Here is a 4,522-nt window from a genome sequence, read left to right as displayed (position 1 = left end):
TCTACGTGTGCGTAGTGGCGAGTCGGGGTGTCATATTCAACGTGAGAAGTGTTGATGGTGATACCACGAGCTTTTTCTTCCGGTGCGTTATCGATCTGGTCGAATGCGCGAGCAGAACCACCGTAGGTTTTAGCCAGAACGGTAGTGATTGCAGCAGTCAGCGTTGTTTTACCATGGTCAACGTGGCCGATAGTACCGACGTTAACGTGCGGTTTTGTACGTTCAAACTTTTCTTTAGACATCGATTGTCCCTCTAAGACACGGATAAATCGGTGATATCACCACATCAACCGGGCAACATGCCCGACTTGTTGAATGCAATAAACAGAGAGAAACAGGGAAGGAGAGATAAAGAAGTGGTGCTGATACCCAGAGTCGAACTGGGGACCTCACCCTTACCAAGGGTGCGCTCTACCAACTGAGCCATATCAGCACGTCTGGAGCGGGCAGCGGGAATCGAACCCGCATCATCAGCTTGGAAGGCTGAGGTAATAGCCATTATACGATGCCCGCATCCTGAAACTCGGCTACCCAGTTCTTTCTATAACAAAAAAAAGAGACTTATCTCTTTTTCTGTTTGAGTTGATTAGTTTAACCAAGCAACTCTGGCTTCGCAAAGCGTTGCCGAAAGATGGTGGTGGGGGAAGGATTCGAACCTTCGAAGTCGATGACGGCAGATTTACAGTCTGCTCCCTTTGGCCGCTCGGGAACCCCACCAGGCACTTGATGGTGCCGACTACCGGAATCGAACTGGTGACCTACTGATTACAAGTCAGTTGCTCTACCTACTGAGCTAAGTCGGCATCAAGTAGCGCGCATTTTAGGGAGACCTGCGAGTTCATGCAACTAAAAAATTGCATAAAATGTTCCATTGCTCATATTTTGTGCTCAAACAAGGAAAATCGTTGCAATTTCAAACAACGGAGCACAAAAAAACGGCATTTACCTAAGCGTAAATCGTACGCTGACCTGGGATATTTTGTTAAAGACCGGCATTTTTGACCTTCCGGGCGATTTCCTGAGCACCTCTGCATACGATAATCGATCTTTTAGCCCGCAGAGCAGGTATTCCAGCTTCACCTGAGAGCACCACTGACGACTCCCTTCCGCGGCATTTATTGCTCACCTAACCTGAGCGCTCTATTCACCTGATTAATAATTACCTGCGAACCCCGCTCTTGTGATGTCTGCATTAGAAAGCGCTATCCGATGAGATTTTTTCTTATTATTCCTCGCAATCTGGTGTTACCCTCCTGCCCATTGTCCTGATTAACTTGTGTGAAGCATCCCTCGCTGCATTTGATTCGGCGATGCTAAGAACATGCTTATGAGCAAAAAAGAGCAGACGTTAATGACACCGTATCTACAATTTAACCGCAACCAATGGGCTGCACTTCGTGATTCCGTTCCGATGACGCTGACAGAGGAAGAAATCACGCGGTTAAAAGGCATCAACGAAGATCTTTCTCTTGAAGAAGTTGCCGAGATCTATTTGCCGCTGTCGCGTTTGCTTAATTTCTATATCAGTTCTAACCTGCGGCGTCAGGCCGTGCTGGAACAATTCCTCGGCACTAACGGCCAACGCATTCCCTATATCATCAGTATTGCCGGCAGCGTCGCGGTAGGGAAAAGTACAACCGCGCGCGTATTACAGGCGCTGCTCAGCCGCTGGCCGGAACATCGTCATGTTGAATTGATAACGACCGATGGCTTCCTGCATCCTAACGCCGTATTGAAAGAACGCGGGCTGATGAAGAAGAAAGGCTTCCCGCAATCCTATGATATGCATCGTCTGGTCAAGTTCGTCTCCGACCTCAAATCCGGCATACCTAATGCTACCGCTCCGGTTTATTCGCATCTGATTTATGATGTGATTCCCGATGGAGATAAAACCGTAGCGCAGCCGGACATTTTGATTCTGGAAGGATTAAATGTTTTACAAAGCGGGATGGATTATCCTCATGATCCGCACCACGTATTTGTATCTGACTTCGTTGATTTTTCGATATATGTTGATGCGCCAGAAGAATTACTAAAAACATGGTATATCAACCGTTTCTTAAAATTCCGTGAAGGGGCCTTTACCGACCCGGACTCTTATTTCCATAATTATGCCAAGCTTTCCAGAGGCGAAGCGGTGAATATTGCCACCTCATTATGGAATGAGATCAACCTACTGAATTTAAAAGAAAATATATTACCAACTCGTGAGCGAGCTAGTCTGATCATGACGAAAAGCGCCAATCACTCGGTTGATCAGGTTCGGTTACGTAAATAACGATTACAGAAAATAAAAAGGGAGCCAGGGCTCCCTTTTTACTCAGTTTATTCTGCACTTCGTAACGATATCTCACCACCAACCCAGGGTTTTATCACACCATCCTGCTCAAGCAATAACGCGCCCTGAGTATCGATACCGCGAGAAATACCAAATATTTCTTTATCGCCAATAATAAGCTTCACCGGGCGGTTGAGGAAGTTATCTAATTTCTCCCAACGCGCCAGATAAGGTGCCAGGCCATCCTGTTCAAAGAGCTGCAGGCCAGCGCGAAGCTCTTTAATCAGGCGCGCGGCCAACGTATTACGATCGATAGATACGCCAGCTTCCTGCAAGCTAATCCATCCCTGGTTGACGACATCTGACTCTACATGACGCATAGCCAGGTTGATCCCCGCCCCGCTGACTATCTGTGCCGCATCGCCGGTTTTTCCCGTCAGCTCAACCAAAATACCTGACAGTTTACGATCCTGAAGATAGAGGTCATTTGGCCACTTCACGCGAACCTTATCAGCCCCCAGGCTCTGGAGCACTTCTGCAATAACAATCCCGATGACCAGACTCAATCCCACTGCGGCAGCAGGCCCTTGCTCCAGCCGCCAGTACATCGAGAGATAGAGGTTTGCGCCAAAGGGAGAAAACCACTTGCGCCCTCGACGACCGCGGCCGGCCTGCTGATATTCTGCAACGCAGGCATCGCCGGATTGCAACTCATTAAGACGATCCAGCAAATACTGGTTGGTCGAGTCAATAACGGGAAGTACGGTTACCCGTCCATGTTCGATCTGTGCAGCGATTCGCTTTTCATCTAATAGCTGGATCGGTTCTGGCAGGCTGTAACCTTTTCCCGGAACGGTGAACACATCAACCCCCCAGTCGCGGAGAGTCTGAATATGCTTATTGATTGCCGCACGACTCATTCCCAGACGATCGCCCAGTTGCTCTCCGGAATGAAATTCGCCATCCGCTAAAATTGATATCAATGTCAGGGGGATTGTATTATCTCTCATGCAATAGCCTCCTCGGCATTCACTTCACCGGTTGCGCCAATAAAGCGGACTTCCGGCTGGAGCCAGACATTGAACTTCTCGCCTACCTGCTGACGGACATAATGCGCCAGCTTAATCACATCGTCGCTGGTTGCCTGATTATCATTGATTAATACTAAAGCCTGCTGACGGTGTACCGCGGCCCCGCCGATGGTTTTCCCTTTCAGCTGACATTGATCGATTAGCCAGCCTGCGGCCAGTTTTATACGACCATCTACCTGCGGGTAGTGCGGAGCATTCGGGAACATGGCCAGTAGCTCCTGCCCTTTCCCGGCGTCAATTACCGGGTTTTTAAAGAAACTGCCGGCATTACCACTCACTTTTGGGTCAGGAAGCTTAGTCATTCGCATATGACAAACGGCGTCAAATACCTGACGTGGAGTGACGGTGTTTCGGTCAAGACGGGTCAGGTCACCGTAGGTTAATATCGGATCCCAGCGCTTTGTCAGGCGGAGGCCTACCGCAACGATGGCAAAGCGATCCTGATATTCGTGTTTGAAAATACTGTCACGATAGCCAAAACGGCATTCACTCGCAGAAAGACGCTGCTTATGGCCAGTTGCCAGCTCGATGCAATCAACATACTGGCAAACGCGCTGTAGCTCGACGCCATATGCACCAATATTCTGAATCGGGGAAGAGCCTGCACAACCAGGAATCAATGCAAGGTTTTCCAGACCCGGCATGCCATTATCCAGCGTAAACTGCACCAGTTGATGCCAGTTTTCTCCGGCCCCAACGTGTAGATGCCAGGCATCAGGCGTTTCCGTGACCTCAATTCCCATAATGCGGTTGATTATCACCGTACCGGCATAATCCTTCAGGAAGAGTACATTGCTCCCTTCACCAAGGATCAAAACGGGCTGATCCTCTGCAGTGGCCTGTTGCCATGCGGACAATAGCTGCTGTTCATTTTCAGCACGTACAATCGCTTTGGCCATACGGTCAATGCCAAAGGTATTCCAGGGTTTGAGGGAGTGATTCATAGTGGCTTCCTGATGCAAAATCTGCACTAGTTTACCGTATCTGCTGGGGGAAGGCTTGCTTGATTGCGGCCAGGCGGGTATTCAGGATGCTTCTGTTTTTCATGGACAAAAACGCAAAAAGCCCATCCGTCAGGATGGGCTTCTTACTGATTTGATGCCTGGCAGTTCCCTACTCTCACATGGGGAGACCCCACACTACCATCGGCGCT

At 49.1% G+C, this 4,522-nt stretch carries 4 protein-coding genes and 4 tRNA genes; 1 reads left to right on the top strand and 7 read right to left on the bottom strand.

Annotated features, from left to right (window positions below):
• The 5 genes from BV390_RS30040 to BV390_RS30020 all read right to left on the bottom strand — a co-directional run.
• Positions 1-242, bottom strand: a 242-nt coding sequence (locus BV390_RS30040) for a GTP-binding protein (RefSeq protein WP_040171081.1), incomplete at its 3' end; no start/stop codon positions are given.
• Between the two features lie 115 nt (positions 243-357).
• Positions 358-433: transfer RNA gene (locus tag BV390_RS30035), tRNA-Thr, on the bottom strand.
• Between the two features lie 5 nt (positions 434-438).
• Positions 439-513: transfer RNA gene (locus BV390_RS30030), tRNA-Gly, on the bottom strand.
• Positions 514-632: 119 nt separating this feature from the next.
• Positions 633-717: transfer RNA gene (locus tag BV390_RS30025), tRNA-Tyr, on the bottom strand.
• A 10-nt stretch (positions 718-727) separates the two neighbouring features.
• Positions 728-803, bottom strand: a tRNA-Thr gene (locus BV390_RS30020).
• A gap of 524 nt (positions 804-1,327) precedes the next feature.
• Here BV390_RS30020 and coaA point away from each other — a divergent pair.
• The gene (coaA, locus tag BV390_RS30015) at positions 1,328-2,278 is read left to right on the top strand and encodes a type I pantothenate kinase (protein ID WP_139156022.1); all 951 of its coding nucleotides are present in this window, start codon (positions 1,328-1,330) and stop codon (positions 2,276-2,278) included.
• 47 nt (positions 2,279-2,325) lie between these two features.
• Here coaA and birA read toward each other — a convergent pair whose 3' ends face one another.
• Positions 2,326-3,288, bottom strand: coding sequence for a bifunctional biotin--[acetyl-CoA-carboxylase] ligase/biotin operon repressor BirA (birA, locus tag BV390_RS30010; RefSeq protein ID WP_032690006.1), 963 nt, complete (start codon positions 3,286-3,288; stop codon positions 2,326-2,328).
• Entirely contained in the window at positions 3,285-4,313 is a 1,029-nt protein-coding gene (murB, locus tag BV390_RS30005; RefSeq protein WP_049266758.1) for a UDP-N-acetylmuramate dehydrogenase, read from the bottom strand. The genes birA and murB overlap by 4 nt, the downstream gene beginning before the upstream one ends.
• Between the last annotated feature and the right edge of the window lie 209 nt (positions 4,314-4,522).

This window comes from Klebsiella sp. YJ (assembly GCF_002108615.1).
In the GTDB taxonomy this organism is placed as follows: domain Bacteria; phylum Pseudomonadota; class Gammaproteobacteria; order Enterobacterales; family Enterobacteriaceae; genus Klebsiella; species Klebsiella planticola.
The sequence above is the reverse complement of the archived record's forward strand: the minus strand, read 5'-3'. Positions and strand labels throughout refer to the sequence as shown.

Bases quoted from the DNA above. Each gene is read 5' to 3' on its own strand.
- birA (WP_032690006.1), bottom strand. From the start codon at position 3,288: ATGAGAGATAATACAATCCCCCTGACATTGATATCAATTTTAGCGGAT.
- coaA (WP_139156022.1), top strand. From the start codon at position 1,328: ATGAGCAAAAAAGAGCAGACGTTAATGACACCGTATCTACAATTTAAC.
- murB (WP_049266758.1), bottom strand. From the start codon at position 4,313: ATGAATCACTCCCTCAAACCCTGGAATACCTTTGGCATTGACCGTATG.